This is a genomic window from Planctomonas deserti, from assembly GCF_003067705.1.
In the GTDB taxonomy this organism is placed as follows: domain Bacteria; phylum Actinomycetota; class Actinomycetes; order Actinomycetales; family Microbacteriaceae; genus Planctomonas; species Planctomonas deserti.
The window spans coordinates 192,447-208,942 of the sequence record NZ_QANL01000002.1 but is presented as its reverse complement, the minus strand read 5'-3'; the positions used below and the strand labels follow the sequence as shown (position 1 = coordinate 208,942).

Genomic DNA, 16,496 nt, shown 5'->3' with positions numbered 1-16,496 from the left:
GCCCGGCCCGTGCGGCCGGGCCCGCGTCTACCGGTTGCGTGCCGGGTTGCGGAGGATGCCGATGCCCTCGATCTCGACCTCGACGGTCTGGCCGTGCACGAACGGTCCGACCCCGGCGGGGGTGCCGGTGAGGATCACGTCACCGGGCAGGAGCGTCCAGATGCCGGACGCGTAGGAGACGATTTCCGGGATCGTGTGGATCATGTCCCGGGTGTTGCCGCTCTGCCGCACCTCGCCGTCCACGCGGGTCTCGATGGCGGCCGCCGACCAGTCGAACTCCGTCTCGATCACGGGGCCGAGCGGGCAGAACGTGTCGTAGCCCTTGGCGCGCGCCCACTGGCCGTCGGCCTTCTGCAGGTCGCGCGCGGTCACGTCGTTGGCGGCGGTGAAGCCGAAGATCACGTCCTCGGCGTTCTCGACGGGGACGTTCTTCGCGATCCGGCCGATCACGATGGCGAGCTCGCCCTCGTGCTCCACCTGGCTGCTCTCGGGCGGCAGGACGATGGCGTCGCCGGTGCCGACGACGGCCGTGTTGGGCTTGAGGAACAGCAGCGGCGCCTCGGGCGCCTCGCCGCCCATCTCGCGGGCGTGCTCGGCGTAGTTCTTGCCGACGGCGACCACCTTGGAGCGCGGGATCACCGGGGCGAGCACGCGGGCGTCGGCGAGCGGCACCCGCTTGCCCGTGGTCTCGTAGCCGCTGAACATCGGATCGCCGGCCAGCACGACGAGCTCCCCCTCCTCCTCGTCGAGGATGCCGTAGGAGGGGTCTGCGCCTGTGCTGAACCGAACGATCTTCATTGCACCGAGCCTACGCCGACGGGTCGGCGCACACCGGGGCGGCGCGGACGGGCAGCGCCGACGGGGCGGCGCCGACGGGCGGCGCCGACCCGACCGGTCAGTCGACCAGCTTGGTCATCCAGCCGTGCGGGTCGGGCCGGCGGCCGTACTGGATGTCCGTCAGTTCCTCGCGCAGCGACATGGTGAGCTCCCCGGCGGGCGCATCCTCGGAGCCGACGGAGAAGTCCGCGCCCTTGAGCAGGGCGATGGGGGTGATGACGGCCGCGGTGCCGCACGCGAACACCTCGGCGATCTCCCCCGACTCCACGCCCTCGCGCCACTCGTCGAGGGTCACCGGGCGCTCCTCGACCGCGTGGCCGCGGTCTCGGGCGAGCTGCAGGATGCTGTCGCGCGTGATGCCCTCGAGGATGCTGTCCGACTGCGGCGTGACGAGCGTGCCGTCGCGGTAGACGAGCACGACGTTCATGCCGCCGAGCTCCTCGATGTACTTCCCCTCGACCGAGTCGAGGAACAGCACCTGGGCGCAGCCGTTCGCGTACGCCTCCTCCTGCGGGAGCAGGGAGGCGGCGTAGTTGCCGCCGGTCTTCGCCGCACCCGTACCACCCTTGCCGGCGCGCGAGTACTCGGTGCTCAGCCAGATGGAGACCGGGGCGACGCCGTTCGCGAAGTAGGCGCCCGCGGGGCTCGCGATGACGTAGTAGCCCACCCGGTGCGCCGACCGCACGCCGAGGAAGCTCTCGTTCGCGATCATGAACGGGCGGAGGTAGAGGCTGGTCTCGGGCGCATCCGGCACCCAGCGCGCATCCGTGCGCACGAGCTGCGCGATCGACTCGACGAAGTCCTCGTCGGGCAGCTCGGGCAGCGCCATGCGCTGGGCGGACTTCCGCAGCCGAGCGGCGTTGCGCTCCGGCCGGAAGGCCCAGACCGAGCCGTCGGCGTGGCGGTACGCCTTCAGGCCCTCGAAGATCTCCTGCCCGTAGTGCAGCACGGATGCGGCCGGGTCGAGCTGCAGGGGCCCGTACGGCTGCACGCGCGCGTCGTGCCAGCCCTCCTCGATGCTCCAGTCGATGGCGATTATGTGGTCGGTGAAGTGCTTGCCGAAGCCGGGGTCGGCGAGGATCACCTCGCGCTCGGCGTCAGCGCGGGCGGCCGCGGACGGGGTCGTCTCGAAGCGGAGGGGGAATCCGGTGGTCGTTGTCATGTCTGTCTCGAATCCTCGGTGTCGTGAGGCGGGCGCCTGCCCGCCGAAAAGGGGTGTCCGATCAGGAGCGGCCGAGCGCGGCGACGATGGCGTCGCCGATCTCGCTCGTGCTGCGGGTGCCCACGTCTGCGCGGCCGGCGAGGTCGGCCGAGACCGCCTCGTTCACGCGCGCGGCTGCCTCGGCGAGGCCGAGGTGCTCGAGCAGCAACGCCGCCGAGAGGATCGCCGCGGTGGGGTCCGCCTTCTGCTGACCTGCGATGTCCGGCGCCGATCCGTGAACGGGCTCGAACATGCTGGGGAACCGGCCGGACGGGTTGATGTTGCCCGATGCCGCCAGTCCGATGCCGCCGCTGATCGCGGCGGCCAGATCGGTGAGGATGTCGCCGAAGAGGTTGTCCGTGACGATCACGTCGAAGCGCGAGGGATTCGTCACGAGGAAGATGGTGGCCGCGTCGACGTGCAGGTAGTCGACGGCGATGCCGGGGTGCTCGGCCGCGATGCGGTCGACGGTGCGCTGCCAGAGGCCGCCGGCGTGGGTGAGCACGTTGGTCTTGTGCACGAGGGTGAGCTTCTTGCGGGGCCGGGCCTCGGCGCGCTCGAACGCGAACCGCACGATGCGCTCGACACCGAACGCGGTGTTCACGGAGACCTCGTTCGCGATCTCCTCGGGCGTGCCTACCCGGATGGAGCCGCCGTTGCCGACGTACGGGCCCTCGGTGCCCTCGCGCACCACGACGAAGTCGACGGCGCCGGGGTCGGCGAGCGGGCTCGCGACGCCGGGGAACACGACGGTCGGGCGGAGGTTGGCGTAGTGGTCCAGGGCGAACCGCAGCTTCAGCAGCAGGCCGCGCTCGATAATGCCGCCCGCGAGGCGCGGATCGCGCGGGTCGCCGCCCACGGCGCCGAGCAGGATCGCGTCGTGGCCGCGCAGCGCGCCCAGGTCGTCCTCGTCGAGGATGCGCCCGGTCTCCAGGTAGTGGCCCGCGCCGAACGGGTAAATCGTCTCGTCCACGGTCGCCTCGCCCGCGACGGCGGCGCGCAGCACCTTGAGGGCCTCCGCGGTGACCTCCGGGCCGATCCCGTCACCCGGAACGACGGCGAGGTTGAGGGTGCGCGGCATGCTGCTCCTGGGGTGTCGAGGCGTGTCCCTCCACATTACTGCCGCCGCAACTGCTGCCTCGGTAGGGTTGCCTCACCGTGCATACCACCGTGGATCGCACAGAAAGCAGGTCCTGATGAGTCTCGGACTCGGAATCTTCCTCTTCGTCGTCGGCGCGATCCTGGCATTCGCCGTGGACGTGCAGCTCGCCGGCATCGACATCAAGATGGTCGGCTACATCCTCCTGGCTGCGGGCCTCATCGTGATCATCATCGGCATCGCGCTTCTCGCGCGCGGCCGCAACTCGGTCTCGGAGACCCGCACGAGCATCGATCCGGCCACCGGATCCCGCGTGACGCGCAGCGCGCGCAACGACGACCCGCCCCTCGTCTAGCTCGGCGGACCGATTAGGGCCGGGACGGCATCCGCCGCCCGGCCCTTTTTCGCGCTCGCTTCGCGGGCTGCGTCCGGGATCAGTCCTCGGGGTGGGTCATGTACCACTCGGTGAACTCGGTCGCGCGGCCGTCCTCCGCGAAGCGGATGACCCACAGGTTGCTGTAGGTCGCGTCGTCGTAGTGCGTCACGCCGGTGATGGTCGCGACGTCGCCCGCGGAGATGAGCGGCGACCAGGTGAACTCGGTGTCCCCCGGCTCGTCGCGCCCGTCGAGCCAGCCGGCCACGATCTCATCGTGACCCCGCCAGCCGTCGTCGTACGGCTCCGTGCGGTACACCGCGTCCTCGGTGAACAGGGCGCGGATGTCATCCGGCTCGTTCGACTCCCAGGCCTTGCGGTACCCGTCCACCCATGCGCTCACGACACTCGAATCCACCATGCGCCAGTTCTACCGCGCGGGGCGTCCCGGGGTAAAGCCTGGAACCGCCCCTCCCCCTCCCCCTCCCCCAACGCTGAGGTGCCCGGTTCGGATCCTCTCCGGGCGGAAGAGGATCCGAACCGGGCAACTCAGGGGAATGGGCGGCTGGTCGGGGGGGGGGCGGCCTAGTAGGTCAGGTCGATCTCGCGGAGAGTGTCGGCGTCGATCGCCCTGCGCACGCTCTCGAGCACGCCGTCCGGCACGGGCGAGTCGACGCTGAGGATGCTGAGCGCCTTGCCGCCCGCCTCCTGCCGCGCGATCTGCATGCCGGCGATGTTCACGTTCGCCTCGCCGAACTCCTTGCCGTACACCGCGACGATGCCGGGGCGGTCGTTGTAGCTCATGACGATGAGGTGCTTGGAGAAGGGAACCTCGACGTCGTAGCCGTTCACGCCGACGATCTTCTCGATCTGCTTCGGGCCGGTCAGGGTGCCGGACACCGACACCTGCGAGCCGTCGCTCAGGGCGCCGCTGATGGTGAGCACGTTGCGGTAGTCCTCGGACACCGAGTCGGTGATGAGCCGCACCTGCACGCCGCGCTGCTCGGCGAGCAGCGGCGCGTTCACGTACGACACGTTCTCGCTGACCACGTTCGTGAAGATGCCTTTGAGCGCCGCGAGCTTCAGCACGCTGACGTCGTGCTGCACGATCTCGCCGCGCACCTCCACGTCCACGCTCGTGAGCGAGCTGTGGGCGAGACCGGAGAACACCTGGCCGAGCTTCTCGATGAGCGGGATGCCCGGGCGGACGCTCTCGTCGATGACGCCGCCAGCCACGTTGACCGCATCCGGCACGAGCTCGCCGCTGAGGGCGAGCCGCACGGACCGGGCGACGGAGACGCCGGCCTTCTCCTGCGCCTCGTCCGTCGAGGCGCCGAGATGCGGCGTGACGACGATGTTGTCCAGGCCGAGCAGCGGCGACTCGAGCGGCGGCTCGGTCACGAACACGTCGAGGCCGGCGCCGGCGATGCGACCGGCGGCCAGCGCGTCGTGCAGCGCGGTCTCGTCGATGATGCCGCCGCGGCTGGCGTTGACGATGCGCAGCTCGGGCTTCGCCTTCGCGAACTGCTCGGCGCCGATGAGGCCCGTCGTCTCCGGGGTCTTGGGGATGTGGATGGTGATGAAGTCCGACTGCGCCACGAGGTCGTCGAGGGACAGCAGCTGCACGCCGAGCTGCTGGGCGCGCGCGGGCGTGACGTAGGGGTCGTAGGCGACGAGGGTGACGCCGAAGCCCGCGAGCCGCTGCGCGACGAGGGTGCCGATGCGGCCGAGGCCGACGATGCCGACGGTCTTCTCGTAGAGTTCGACGCCCGTGAACTTCGAGCGCTTCCACGCGCGGCCCTTGAGCGACGCGTTCGCGTCCGGAATGTGGCGGGCGAGCGAGAGCAGGTGCCCGATCGCGAGCTCCGCGGCGGAGATGACGTTCGAGGTCGGCGCGTTGACGACCATGACGCCCGCGTTGGTGGCGGCGGGGATGTCGACGTTGTCGAGCCCGACGCCGGCCCGCGCGATGACCTTCAGCGCGGGCGCCGCGGCGATCGCCTCGGCGTCGACCTGGGTCGCGCTGCGCACGAGGATGGCGTGCGCGTCGGCGAGCGCGGAGAGGAGCGCGGGACGGTCGGTGCCGTCGACACTGCGCACCTCGAAGTCCGGACCGAGCGCGTCGACAGTGGCGGGAGAGAGTTCTTCGGCGATCAACACGACCGGTTTAGTCACGGTATGGAGTTTCCTAACGGTGGGCTCGCGGACAAACACTCACATGTTAGTCCGCTAGAAATGAGGCGATGGATTCGTCGACTCTCGAAGTAATACAGCTCGTCGTGCGGGTGCTGCTGGCCGCCCTGTTCCTGTTCATGGGGGTGCTGCACTTCGTTCCCCGCACGTCAAAGGGGATGGCGGATCTGATCCCGCCGGCGCTCCGCTTCGAGGGCGTGTTCCGCCCCCGCACCCTCGTGCTGCTGACCGGGGTGTGCGAGATCGCGGGCGCGATCGGTCTGCTGTTCCCGGCCACCGCGCTGCTCGCGGGCATCGGGCTCGCGTTCTTCCTGCTCGCCGTGTTCCCGGCGAACGCGTACGCGTCCCAGCACCCGGAGCAGTTCGGCGCGATCGCCGTGCCGTTCCTGCCGCGCCTTGTCGCTCAGCTCGCGCTCATCGCGATCGTGCTCTTCGCGGTCCTGCCGTTCGACCGCATGTAGCGGCGCACGGTCGCTGACGGCCGCAGACCCACCCCACGGTCGCTGAGCTTGTCGAAGCGACGTAACGTCCCTTCGACGAGCTCAGGGACCGTGTGGAGCCGTCTCAGCGTGAGGAACGTCCCTTCGACAAGCTCAGGGACCGTGTCGGGACCGTATGGAGCCGTGTCGGGACCGTGGAGGGTCCGGCGCGGAACCGGAAAGGGGCGCCCGGCTGTGCCGGGCGCCCCTGCGGACTAGCGGGCGGTCTGGCCCTCGGTGTAGTCGTCGTCCGACTTGTTCCAGGCGAAGAGCTTGCGCAGCTCGCGACCGGTGGACTCGATCGGGTGCTGCTCGCCCTTCTTGCGCAGCTCGAGGAACTCGGGCGCGCCGGCGTCCTGGTCCTTGATGAAGCGGTCGGCGAAGGCGCCGCTCTGGATGTCGGCGAGCACGGCCTGCATGTTCTCCTTCACCTGAGGCGAGATCACGCGGGGGCCGGAGACGTAGTCGCCGTACTCGGCCGTGTCGGAGATGCTCCAGCGCTGCTTGGCGATGCCGCCCTCCCACATGAGGTCGACGATGAGCTTCAGCTCGTGCAGCACCTCGAAGTAGGCGATCTGCGGCTGGTATCCCGCCTCGATCAGCGTCTCGAAGCCGTACTGGACGAGCTGCGAGGTGCCGCCGCAGAGCACGGCCTGCTCGCCGAACAGGTCGGTCTCGGTCTCCTCGGTGAAGGTGGTCTTGATGCCGCCGGCGCGCAGGCCGCCGATGCCCTTCGAGTAGGACCAGGCGAGGTCCCAGGCGGAGCCGGACGCGTCCTTTTCGACGGCGACGATGACGGGCACGCCGCGGCCTGCCTCGTACTCGCGGCGCACGGTGTGGCCCGGGCCCTTGGGGGCGACGAGCACGACGTCGACGCCCTCGGGCGCCTCGATGTAGCCGAAGCGGATGTTGAAGCCGTGGCCGAAGACCAGCGTCTTGCCCTCGGCGAGGTTGTCCTTGATGTCGTCGGCGTAGACGTGGCGCTGCACCTGGTCGGGCGCGAGGATCACGATCACGTCGCCCCAGGCGGACGCCTCGGACGGGGTCATGACCTGGAAGCCCTGCTCCTCGGCCTTGGCGCGGCTCTTCGAGCCCTCCTGCAGTCCGATGACGACCTCGACACCGGAGTCGCGCAGGTTGAGCGCGTGGGCGTGGCCCTGCGAGCCGTAGCCGATCACGGCGACCTTCTTGCCCTGGATCAGGGACAGGTCAGCATCCGAGTCGTAGAAGATTTCAGTCACGTGGGGTTCTCTCCTTGTTGTGTTGGTTCGTGCACCGGCCGCCCGCCGCGAGGGCGAGGGCCGGACGTGTCGGTGCCCGCAACCCCTTCGACGAGCTCGGGGACCGGGGCGGGTCGGGGACCCGGGTGGGCCGGAGACCGGTGGGGTCAGGCGCTGCGGAAGACGCGCTCGGTGATGGACTTGCCGCCACGGCCGATCGCGAGGAGGCCGGACTGCGCGATCTCCTTGATGCCGTAGGGCTCGAGCACGCGCAGCAGCGCGGTTGTCTTGCCGGAGTCGCCGGTCACCTCGATGACCAGGGCGTCGCTCGCGACGTCCACGACACGGGCGCGGAACAGCGTCACCGCCTCGAGCACCTGGGACCGGGTCGTGTTGTCGACTCGCACCTTGATGAGGAGGTGCTCGCGCTGCACCGACTGGGCCGGGTCCAGCTCGACGATCTTGATGACATTGACGAGCTTGTTCAGCTGCTTTGTCACCTGCTCGAGCGGCAGGTCCTCGACGTCCACCACGACGGTGATGCGGGACAGGCCCGGGATCTCGCTGTGGCCGACCGCGAGGCTCTCGATGTTGAAGCCGCGGCGGGCGAACAGTCCGGCGACGCGGGTCAGCAGACCGGGCTTGTCCTCGACAAGCAGGGAAAGGACGTGACTCACCGGGTTACTCCTCTTCCCACTCGGGGGCGTGGTCGCGCGCGTACTGCACGGCGCTGTTGCTGAGGCCCTGGGGCACCATCGGCCACACCATCGCGTCGCGGCTCACGATGAAGTCGATGACCACGGGGCGGTCGTTGGTCTCGAGCGCGAGGCGGATCGCGTCGTCGACGTCCTCCTTGCGGGTCACCCGGATGCCGAGCGCGCCGTAGGCGTCCGCCATCTTCACGAAGTCGGGCACCATGCGCGTCTCGTGGCCCGTGTTCAGGTCGGTGAAGGAGTGCCGGCCCTCGTAGAACAGGGTCTGCCACTGCCGCACCATGCCGAGCGACGAGTTGTTGATGATCGCGACCTTGATGGGGATGTCGTTGATCGTGCAGGTGGCGAGCTCCTGATTGGTCATCTGGAAGCAGCCGTCGCCGTCGATCGCCCACACCGTGCGCTCGGGCTGGGCGACCTTCGCACCCATGGCCGCGGGCACCGCGTAGCCCATGGTTCCGGCGCCGCCGGAGTTGAGCCACGAGTTGGGGCGCTCGTACTTGATGAACTGGGCGGACCACATCTGGTGCTGGCCGACGCCCGCGGCAAAGACGCCCTCGGGACCGGTGAGCTCGCCGATGCGGGAGATGACCCACTGCGGCGACAGCAGCCCGTCCTCCGGGTCGGTGTAGCCGAGCGGGAACTGCTCGCGCAGGCCGTTCAGCCGGGTCCACCACTCGGTGAGGTCGGGCTCGGTGGTGCGCCGCACGTCCGCGTACGCGGCGATCAGGTCGATGATCACCTCGCGGGCGTCGCCCACGATCGGCACGTCGGCGATGCGGATCTTGGAGATCTCGGCGGGGTCGATGTCGACGTGCACGATCTTCGCGTCGGGCGCGAACTCGCTCGGCTTGCCGGTGACCCGGTCGTCGAAGCGGGCGCCGAGCGACACGATGAGGTCGCTCTCCTGCAGGCCGAGCACGGCGGGAACGGTGCCGTGCATGCCGGGCATGCCGAGGTGCTGCGGGTGCGAGTCGGGCAGCGCGCCGCGGGCCATCAGGGTGGTGACCACGGCGGCGCCGGTGTCGTCCACGAGCCGGCGGAGCTCCTCCGACGCGCCGGAGCGGATGACGCCGCCGCCCACGTACAGCACAGGGCGCTTCGCCTCGGCGAGGAGCTGGGCCGCAGCCTGCACCTGCTTGCCGTGCGCCTTGGTGATGGGCCGGTAGCCGGGCAGGTCGACGCGGTTCGGCCAGACGAACGGCGCCTTGGCCTGCTGCGCATCCTTGGTGACGTCGACGAGCACGGGGCCGGGGCGGCCGGTCGAGGCGATGTGGTACGCCGCGGCGAGCACCTCGGGCACGTCCTCGGGCTTCGTGACGAGGAAGGAGTGCTTCGTGATGGGCATCGTGATGCCGACGATGTCCACCTCCTGGAACGCGTCGGTTCCCATGGAGGTGGAGAAGACCTGGCCCGTGAGGAACAGCACGGGCACGGAGTCCATGTAGGCGTCGGCGATCGCCGTGACCAGGTTGGTCGCGCCGGGGCCGGAGGTCGCGATGGCGACGCCGACCTTGCCGGAGGAGGCGGCGTAGCCCTCGGCTGCGTGGCCGGCGCCCTGCTCGTGACGCACGAGGATGTGGCGGATGGCCGACTGCGTCATCAGCTCGTCGTAGAAGGGGATGATGGCGCCGCCCGGAAGCCCGAACACCTCCTTCACGCCGAGCATCTCGAGCGACCGCAGGATCGCGCCAGACCCGGTGAGAACCTCGGGGGTCTGGGCGGAAGCGGGCGCGGTCGGCACAGGGATGGATTCCGTGGGCATCAGCGGAGGTGTCCTTTTTGTGGGGTTGAGGTGTGCGCATGCACCGGGCGACTACCCGGTGACGGCGCCTTCCGCGGCGGAGCGCACGAGCTTGGCGTACTTCGCGAGCACGCCGCGGGTGTAGCGCGGAGGAAGAGGGGCCCAGCCTTCTCGGCGGGCAGCGAGCTCGGTCTCATCGACAAGTAGGTCGAGGGAGCGGGCGGCGATATCGACCCGAATCAGATCCCCATCGCGCACGAAGGCGATGGGACCGGAGTCCACCGCTTCGGGTGCTATGTGGCCGATGCACAGCCCGGTTGTGCCGCCTGAGAATCGACCGTCCGTCAACAGTAGTACATCTTTTCCGAGGCCAGCGCCCTTGATGGCCGCCGTGATCGCGAGCATCTCGCGCATGCCGGGACCGCCCTTGGGGCCCTCGTAGCGGATGACGATGACGTCGCCGGCGTTGATCTTGCCCTCGGTCAGGGCGTCCATGGCGGCGCGCTCGCGCTCGAAGACGCGGGCGGGTCCCTCGAAGACCTCGGCGTCGAAGCCGGCCGTCTTCACGACGGCGCCCTCGGGAGCGAGGGAGCCGGTGAGGATCGTGAGGCCGCCGGTGGCGTGGATGGGGTTGTCGAGCGTGCGCAGCACCTCGCCGTCGAGCGGCGGCACGTCAAGCTCGGCGAGGTTCTCGGCGACGGTCTTGCCGGTCACGGTGAGCGCGTCGCCGTGGATCAGCCCGGCCTCGAGCAGGGCCTTCATCACGACGGGCACGCCGCCGTTGCGGTCGACGTCGTTCATCACGTACTTGCCGAAGGGCTTGAGGTCGCCGATGTGCGGGACCTTGCTGCCGATCCGGTTGAAGTCGTCGAGCGTGAGGTCGACCTGGGCCTCGTTCGCGATGGCGAGGAGGTGCAGCACGACGTTGGTGGAGCCTCCGAGCGCCATGGCGACGGCGATGGCGTTCTCGAAGGCGTGCGGCGTGAGGATGTCGCGCGCGGTGATGCCGTTGCGGAGCATGTTCACCACGGCCTCGCCGCTCTTGCGGGCGTAGTAGTCGCGGCGACGGTCCGCGGAGGCGGGCGACGCCGAGCCGGGCAGGCTCATGCCGAGGGCCTCGGCGACGGACGCCATGGTGTTCGCGGTGTACATGCCGCCGCAGGCGCCCTCACCGGGGGCGAAGGCGCACTCGATGCGCTTGGCGTCCTCGGTGCTCATGCGGCCCGCCTTGACGGCGCCGACGGCCTCGAACGAGTCGATGATCGTGATGTCCTTCTCGGTGCCGTCCGAGAGGCGCACCCAGCCGGGGGCGATGGAGCCGGCGTAGACGAAGACGGACGCGAGGTCGAGCCGCGCCGCGGCCATCAGCATGCCGGGCAGGGACTTGTCGCAGCCGGCGAGCAGCACGGAGCCGTCGAGGCGCTCGGCCTGCATGACGACCTCGACGGAGTCGGCGATGACCTCGCGGCTGACCAGGGAGAAGTGCATGCCCTCGTGGCCCATGGAGATGCCGTCGGACACCGAGACGGTGCCGAACTGCAGGGGGTACCCACCGCCGGAGTGCACGCCCTCCTTCGCGGACCGCGCGAGGCGGTCGAGGGAGAGGTTGCAGGGCGTGATCTCGTTCCACGAGCTCGCGATGCCGATCTGCGGCTTGTCCCAGTCGTCGTCGCCCATGCCCACGGCGCGGAGCATGCCGCGCGAGGTGGTGGCCTCGATTCCGTCGGTTACTTCGCGGCTCCGCGGCTTCAGATCGTTTTCCGGCATGTTACGAGTGTAATTGCTGCGCGGGAACGCCTCCGTCGGCGAAGACGCCGTCCTCGTTGTGCGCGAGGAGCCGCCAGGCCCCGTTCCCGTCGTAGGCGAGCTCGGTGACGCTGCCGTTGGCCAGGGGCATGGTGCGGATGGCGTTGACCGGGAGCTCGGGCACCGCGACCACGACGAGGATGCGCAGCAGGTAGCCGTGGGAGACCACGAGAGTCGTGCCGCCCGCCGTCGCGGCACGCGCGAGGACGCGCGAGGCGCGATCCGCGGCGCTCGTCCACTCCTCCCCACCGGGCGGCGCGGGGAATCCGTCGTGCACGCTCATCCAGTGCCGGTAGGAGTCCGCGAGCGGCCCGCCGAGCATCTCCGCCCGGCTGCGGCCCTCGAACGCGCCGAAGTCGAGCTCGCGCAGGTCCTCGTCCGGGGTCGCCTCGGTCGCGGTGTCAAGGGCCCCGAGCTCGCGCAGGACGGCGGCGGTCTCGACCGCGCGGGTGAGCGGACTGGTCCAGACCCGGTCGATGCCGCGCGTCGCGAGGTTGACCGCGGTCGGCTCGAGGGTGGCCCGGGCCGACTCGTGCAGCGGCACGTCGCTCGTGCTCGTGTACCGGCCCTCGAGGTTCCAGGGCGTGACGCCGTGCCGCACGAGGAGGAGCCGAGCGCTCGGCGCTGCGGTGGGCGGCTCTGCGGTGGCTGCGGGCGCTGCAGTGGTCGGCGGTGCGGGCGCTTCGGTGTTGGGCGCTGCGGGAGGCGCTTCGGCGGGCACTCCTGCCGGGTTCGGCTCCGCGGTGGTCGGCGCTGCAGTATTCGGCGCTGCGGAATCGATCATTTAAGCCCTTCTACTACAGAAGCGCTTCTAGTATCAACCACTTGAAAAAGAGGAGGAGCAGCAGTTCTGTGAAGAGGAGAAGCAGTTCCCCACGCCCCACGCGCCCCCGCAGCACCGCTGCGGCGGCATCCCAACCCGCGACACACCGCGCCACGCCGCCGCCCCCGGCGACGAAGACAGGAGTGTATGACCGTCGACAGCGCCATTCCGGCCACGCCACCGAACCCCGCTGGTGAGGCATACCCCGGGCCGGACACACCGCTCGACGCCGTCGCTCAGCAACGGGCGCTCCGTCACTCGCGCACGCTCGCGCGCTACGCCCGGGCGGGAACGCTGGCGCCGGCGGAACGCCGCCGCATCCATGACGACGTCGTGGTCGACTACCTCGGAGTCGCCGAGACGATCGCGCGGCGCTACTCGGCCGGCGTCCAGGACTGGCACGACATCCGCCAGGTGGCGTATCTCGGGCTCGTGAAGGCGGCACGCCGCTTCGACCCGGATCGCGGCGACGACTTCGTGTCGTTCGCCGTGCCCACCATCTCGGGTGAGATCAAGCGCCACCTGCGCGACCACAGCTGGTTCGTGCGCCCGCCCCGGCCGCTGCAGGAGCTGAGCGCGAGCATCGCCCGCGCGGTGCCCGGGCTGCTGCAGGACCTGGGCCGTCAGCCCTCCCCCGAGGAGATCGCCGAGCGGGTGGGGCACGGGACCCCGGAGGTCACGGCCGCGATGGGCGCGGCTGGCGGCATGCGCCCGGTCTCGCTCGACGCACCGGGCCGCGATGGGGACGGCCCGACCGTCGGTGAGTCCGTCGGCGCCGTGGACGACCGCCTCGAGCACGCCGAGGTGATGGCGGAGGTCACCGCGGCCTGCCGTCGCCTCCCGGCGCGCGACCGGCGCATCCTCTACCTGCGCTTCTACGAGGAGCGGACCCAGCAGGAGATCGCCTCGGAGCTCGGCGTGACGCAGATGCAGGTGTCGCGACTCCTGACCCGCATCCTCTCCTGGCTGCGCGAGGAGCTGAGCCCCGCGGAGGGCGTGGAGGTCGTCGCCTAGAGGGCGTGGGCGTGGGCGTGGGGTGGGTGCGGGGCGGTGCGGTGCCCGAGCCCGATCACGGTCCCTGAGCTCGCCGAAGGGACGCTGGCACGGTACCTGAGCTTGTCGAAGGGACGCAACTAGCCCCGCCCGCATCCGTTCCTCCACAGCACGACAGGGAGACTACTTCTTCACAGTTTCTGCTGGTCAACAGCGGATTGTCGGTGGTGGATGAGACGATGTCCGCATGAACAGCCCGACCCTGACGGACCTCGCGAAGGCGATACCGACCGCCCTCTCGGCGACGTCGGTGGGCGGGCTGAGCGACGAGGCCCTCCTCCTCGCCATCCGCGAGGTCGAGGAGTTGGGGCGGCACGTCGACGCACTGCGGGTAGTCACGGCGGGCGAGTTGGCCGCGCGGTCCCGCACCGAGGATGGACCCGCCGGGTTGGCGGCTCGAAAAGGCTGCCGCTCGGCGAATGAACTTCTGCAGCGCCTCACCCAGGTGTCGAGCGCGACCGCTGCGTCTCGGCTCGGGCTGGCCGTGCTCACTCGCCCCGGCACCGCCCTCTCCGGTGCGGCGATGCCGGCCAAGTTCGACCACGTCCGCGCCGCCCTGGAAGCGGGCGAGCTGGGCGTGGACGCGGCCGTCGCGCTGACGAGGAACCTCGCGCCCCTTCAGGTCCGGGTGCACCCCGATGCGCTGGACGCCGCGGAGCAGGAGCTCGTGGCTGCGGCAACCGGAACCTCGCCCGACAGCAGCGTCTCGGCGTCGGCGGACGAGATCCGCATCCAGGCCTCGGTCTGGCGGGCGACCCTCGATCCGGACGGGCTCGAGCCCGACGAGGCCCACGCGATGGCCAAGCGGAGCTTCCGGATGGGGCCCGAGCGCAACGGGCTCGTTCCGGTGTCCGGTGGGCTGCTGCCGGAGGCCGCCGGTCGGGTGAAGCGGCTCTTCGACGCGTATCTCACCCCGACCACCGCGCCCGCCTTCCTCAGCGACGAGGAGCTCGCGGACAAGAACGCGGTCAGGGATCCGCGGACGAAGGATCAGCAGCGGCACGACATCTTGATCGGCGTCCCGGACGCGATGGCGCGAAGCGGGGACACGCCGACCGTCGGCGGGGCCGCGCCGACCGTGCTGGTCACCGTGCGGGCGGAGGACCTGGACAGCGGCGGCGCAGGGTACGCGGACGGGGTCGAGTCGCCCCTGTCGCCCACGACCGTGAAGCAACTGGTGTGCAGCGGAGGCACCCAGAAGGTTCTCATCGGCAGAAACGGCCGCATCCTCAAGCTGGGCTCGGCGGAGCGCTGCTTTACGGCTCCGCAGCGGCGGGCGATCACCGCCCGCGACGGCGGCTGCCTCATCCCGGGCTGCTCGATCCCCGCAGGCTGGTGCGAGGTCCACCACGTGACCCCAGCGGCCGAGGGTGGACTAACGCATCCGGACAACGGGGTGCTGCTCTGCTGGTTCCACCACCGCACGATCGACACCTCCGGGTGGGCCATTCGGATGCGGGCAGGGTCACCCGAGGTACAGGCACCGCCATGGCTCGACCACACCCGCCGATGGCGACTCGCGACGAAGAGCCGAACCGCACTCGCCGCCCGAGTGAGCCGACACGGTCCCTGAGGTTCACCACGGTCCCTGAGCTTGTCGAAGGGACGCAAGGCGCGCTGGTTCCGTCCCTTCGACAGGCTCAGGGACCGTCGGGGTTGTCCGCCCGCACCTCACCGTTACGTCCCTTCGACAGGCTCAGGGACCGTGGGGTCTCGCGGTCAGGGGGTGGGGACCTCGGCGCGGTCGAGCGAGAGGGAGTGGACCGCCTCGAGGACGTCGTCGACGGTGACCGCGAGGATCGCCGGGTCCGGGGTGGCCGCGAAGGCGTCGCCCACGCGCTTGCTCGCGTCGGTCAGGGTGATGTGCGGGCCGGTCGTCGGCGGACCCCACTCCTCGACGGGCGCCGGCCCGAAGAGGACGACCGAGGGCACCGCGTAGGCGGAGGCGAGGTGGGCGGCGCCGGTGTCGGCGGAGACGACGACGCGGGCCTCGCGGATGAGGGCCGCGAACTCGTCGAGGGCGATCTCCCCCGCGAGCACGGAGTCGTCGTCGAAGCCGCCCAGCCGCGCCACCTCCTCGGCTCGGGCGCGCTCGGCGGCGCTGCCCGTGAAGAGCACGGTGTGGCCCTCCTCGCGAAGGGCGGAGGCGACGGCGGCGAAGCGCTCGGTGGGCCAGTGCCGCGATCCGTAGAACGCGCCGACGTGTACGAGGATGGCGCCGGGCGCGGCCGAGGGCACGGCGGGCGCCTGCAGGGCGACGTCGTCCGGGTCGGCCGGCATCCCGTGCCAGGTGACGATGCGCGCCCAGCGGTACCGCTCGAGCACGCCGTCCTCCCATTCCGGGCCGTCGTACGTCTCGTTCTTGTGCCCCATGATCACGCGCGGCTCGAGCGCCTCGACGATGCGGCGGCTCTCGGGGCCGTTGCCGTGCAGGTTGACCGCGATGTCGATGCGGCCGGGCGGCACGGGAAGCAGGTCGTTGAGCCCGGGGGTGGGCAGCAGCGCGTCGACGCCGCCGATCAGCTCGACGATCGGCTCGAGCCAGCGCGGGACGGCGAGCACGAAGGCGTGGTCGGGGTAGGTGCGGCGGATGGCCTTGAGCGCGGGGACGGCGACCAGGATGTCGCCGAGCTTGAGCGCCCGCAGCGCGAGGATCACCGGGCGGTCCGGATTCTCGGCCAGCCACGTCTCGTCGAAGATTCGCATGGCACAACCCTCTCAGACCCCGCGAGGGGCCGGAGACGCGACGGTGGTGGTGGAAGGCAAGACACCGATCGGGAGGCACCGATAGCGACGCCCGACGGGAGAGCCGAGCTCCGGCGCGACCCGGCAGAGCGAGCCGGGGGAGCCCGTCACAGCGGTACAGGGATGGGAACGACACCACATCCGAGGGCGGAGGGACGGCCGCAAGACGGAGGAGAAGAAGTGCTCGCCGCGAGGTTTACCCCGGGCACT

15 protein-coding genes are annotated in these 16,496 nt (G+C 70.5%); 4 read left to right on the top strand and 11 right to left on the bottom strand.

Going from position 1 to position 16,496, the window contains the following annotated elements:
* Positions 1-27: 27 nt before the first annotated feature.
* The 3 genes from DAI20_RS07330 to DAI20_RS07320 form a co-directional block, all read right to left on the bottom strand.
* Entirely contained in the window at positions 28-798 is a 771-nt protein-coding gene (locus DAI20_RS07330; RefSeq protein ID WP_108249941.1) for a fumarylacetoacetate hydrolase family protein, read from the bottom strand.
* A 97-nt stretch (positions 799-895) separates the two neighbouring features.
* A complete protein-coding gene (locus tag DAI20_RS07325; protein ID WP_108249940.1) occupies positions 896-1,999 on the bottom strand; it encodes a branched-chain amino acid aminotransferase in 1,104 nt (367 codons plus the stop codon).
* A gap of 61 nt (positions 2,000-2,060) precedes the next feature.
* Positions 2,061-3,119: a 3-isopropylmalate dehydrogenase gene (locus DAI20_RS07320; RefSeq protein ID WP_108249939.1), complete on the bottom strand. Its 1,059-nt coding sequence runs from the start codon at positions 3,117-3,119 to the stop codon at positions 2,061-2,063.
* Positions 3,120-3,234: 115 nt separating this feature from the next.
* On the opposite strand from DAI20_RS07320, the gene DAI20_RS07315 reads away from it, so the two are divergent.
* On the top strand, positions 3,235-3,492 hold the full coding sequence (locus DAI20_RS07315) for a DUF6458 family protein (protein WP_108249938.1): 258 nt from the start codon (positions 3,235-3,237) through the stop codon (positions 3,490-3,492).
* A gap of 79 nt (positions 3,493-3,571) precedes the next feature.
* On the opposite strand, the gene DAI20_RS07310 is transcribed toward DAI20_RS07315, so the two are convergent.
* Both DAI20_RS07310 and serA read right to left on the bottom strand, forming a co-directional pair.
* Positions 3,572-3,931, bottom strand: a complete 360-nt coding sequence (locus DAI20_RS07310) for a nuclear transport factor 2 family protein (protein WP_108249937.1) — start codon at positions 3,929-3,931, stop codon at positions 3,572-3,574.
* 164 nt (positions 3,932-4,095) lie between these two features.
* The gene (serA, locus tag DAI20_RS07305) at positions 4,096-5,685 is read right to left on the bottom strand and encodes a phosphoglycerate dehydrogenase (RefSeq protein ID WP_108249936.1); all 1,590 of its coding nucleotides are present in this window, start codon (positions 5,683-5,685) and stop codon (positions 4,096-4,098) included.
* 68 nt (positions 5,686-5,753) lie between these two features.
* Here serA and DAI20_RS07300 point away from each other — a divergent pair, with 68 nt between their 5' ends.
* Positions 5,754-6,164: a DoxX family protein gene (locus DAI20_RS07300; RefSeq protein ID WP_108249935.1), complete on the top strand. Its 411-nt coding sequence runs from the start codon at positions 5,754-5,756 to the stop codon at positions 6,162-6,164.
* A 233-nt stretch (positions 6,165-6,397) separates the two neighbouring features.
* Here DAI20_RS07300 and ilvC read toward each other — a convergent pair whose 3' ends face one another.
* The 5 genes from ilvC to DAI20_RS18450 form a co-directional block, all read right to left on the bottom strand.
* The gene (ilvC, locus tag DAI20_RS07295; protein WP_108249934.1) at positions 6,398-7,423 is read right to left on the bottom strand and encodes a ketol-acid reductoisomerase; all 1,026 of its coding nucleotides are present in this window, start codon (positions 7,421-7,423) and stop codon (positions 6,398-6,400) included.
* Between the two features lie 146 nt (positions 7,424-7,569).
* Positions 7,570-8,079 (bottom strand): acetolactate synthase small subunit, encoded by a 510-nt coding sequence (gene ilvN, locus DAI20_RS07290; protein ID WP_108249933.1) that lies wholly within the window; start codon positions 8,077-8,079, stop codon positions 7,570-7,572.
* A 4-nt stretch (positions 8,080-8,083) separates the two neighbouring features.
* Complete coding sequence (locus DAI20_RS07285) at positions 8,084-9,880, bottom strand: acetolactate synthase large subunit (RefSeq protein WP_108249932.1); 1,797 nt, start codon at positions 9,878-9,880, stop codon at positions 8,084-8,086.
* 51 nt (positions 9,881-9,931) lie between these two features.
* Positions 9,932-11,626, bottom strand: coding sequence for a dihydroxy-acid dehydratase (ilvD, locus tag DAI20_RS07280; protein ID WP_108249931.1), 1,695 nt, complete (start codon positions 11,624-11,626; stop codon positions 9,932-9,934).
* A 1-nt stretch (position 11,627) separates the two neighbouring features.
* Positions 11,628-12,449, bottom strand: a complete 822-nt coding sequence (locus tag DAI20_RS18450) for a histidine phosphatase family protein (RefSeq protein ID WP_159084954.1) — start codon at positions 12,447-12,449, stop codon at positions 11,628-11,630.
* A 186-nt stretch (positions 12,450-12,635) separates the two neighbouring features.
* Between DAI20_RS18450 and DAI20_RS07270 the strand changes: the two genes are divergently transcribed.
* Entirely contained in the window at positions 12,636-13,502 is an 867-nt protein-coding gene (locus DAI20_RS07270; protein WP_108249930.1) for a sigma-70 family RNA polymerase sigma factor, read from the top strand.
* A gap of 226 nt (positions 13,503-13,728) precedes the next feature.
* Positions 13,729-15,114 carry an HNH endonuclease signature motif containing protein gene (locus DAI20_RS07265; protein WP_108249929.1) on the top strand — a complete coding sequence of 462 codons (1,386 nt, stop codon included), beginning with the start codon at positions 13,729-13,731 and terminating at the stop codon, positions 15,112-15,114.
* Positions 15,115-15,260: 146 nt separating this feature from the next.
* Here the strand turns inward: DAI20_RS07265 and DAI20_RS07260 are convergent, their stop codons facing one another.
* The gene (locus DAI20_RS07260) at positions 15,261-16,247 is read right to left on the bottom strand and encodes a glycosyltransferase family 9 protein (protein WP_108249928.1); all 987 of its coding nucleotides are present in this window, start codon (positions 16,245-16,247) and stop codon (positions 15,261-15,263) included.
* Between the last annotated feature and the right edge of the window lie 249 nt (positions 16,248-16,496).